The 855-nt window shown below is 65.0% G+C and carries 1 protein-coding gene and 1 pseudogene; both read right to left on the reverse strand.

Going from position 1 to position 855, the window contains the following annotated elements; genetic code table 11:
• Window positions 1-303: ATP-binding cassette domain-containing protein (locus tag EN906_RS35720; RefSeq protein ID WP_127375848.1), on the reverse strand; the 303-nt coding region annotated here is incomplete at its 3' end.
• A 161-nt stretch (window positions 304-464) separates the two neighbouring features.
• A pseudogene (gene tauA, locus EN906_RS35725) lies at window positions 465-855 on the reverse strand (taurine ABC transporter substrate-binding protein); the annotation flags it as partial.

The raw sequence follows: 855 nt of genomic DNA on the forward strand, positions 1-855 counted from the left end.
CAGCCATGGGAACAGCGCGTCGTTCTGGAACACCACCGCCCGGTCCGAGCCCGGCGCGGTGATCGGCTTGCCGTTGATGGAGGCGCGCCCGCGTGCCGGCGCGACAAGGCCGGCGGCGACGTTGAGCAGCGAGGTCTTGCCGCAGCCGGACCGGCCGACCAGCACGACGAAATCGCCCTTGGCGACATCGATCGACACCCGTTCGACGGAAGGCGCCGCCTGGCCGTCATAGTGGATCGAGACCTTGTCCAATACGAGATGGGGGTCCAGTACGAGATGGGGGTCGAGCACGAGATGCGGCATGGATGCCTCGCGGTTCGTTGAAATCCGACGGCCCCGGCGCTCGTCAGCGGTTCCGGGGCAGTCAGCACGCGGCGTCAGGGAAGAAGCGCGCGGGCCGGGTTCAGAGCAATTCCAGGAAAAGTGTGAAGCGGTTTTCCGTCCGGAATTGCGTTAAACGAGTACTAGTTCGAGGCGAGCGCCTCTGTGACGTATTTCGACGATACGTATTTCGAATAGTCCGGCAGCACGGCGTCGATCTTGCCTTGCTCCTTGAGGAAGGCGGATGTCGCTTCCACCGCCTTGACCGTGCCGCCGCCGAGGAATTTGTCGGAGGCCTGCTCTTCCAGCGTCGGGAAGACATAGCCCTTGAGCAGCTGCGGCACTTCTTCCAGCTTGGCGCCGGTGAGTTTGGCGATCGCGGCCGCCTGCGGCGACGACACCGACCACGCGTCGGGCTTGGCGAGGAACTCGGCATAGGCGGCGCCCGTCACCTTGACGAAGTCGCGCACCGCTTCCGGGTTCTTTTCGGCGAAGTCGGTGCGCACGATCCAGGCGTCGAAGGTTGGCGCGCCC

It is taken from the genome of Mesorhizobium sp. M7A.F.Ca.CA.004.06.1.1, assembly GCF_003999135.1.
Taxonomy (GTDB): Bacteria; Pseudomonadota; Alphaproteobacteria; order Rhizobiales; family Rhizobiaceae; genus Mesorhizobium.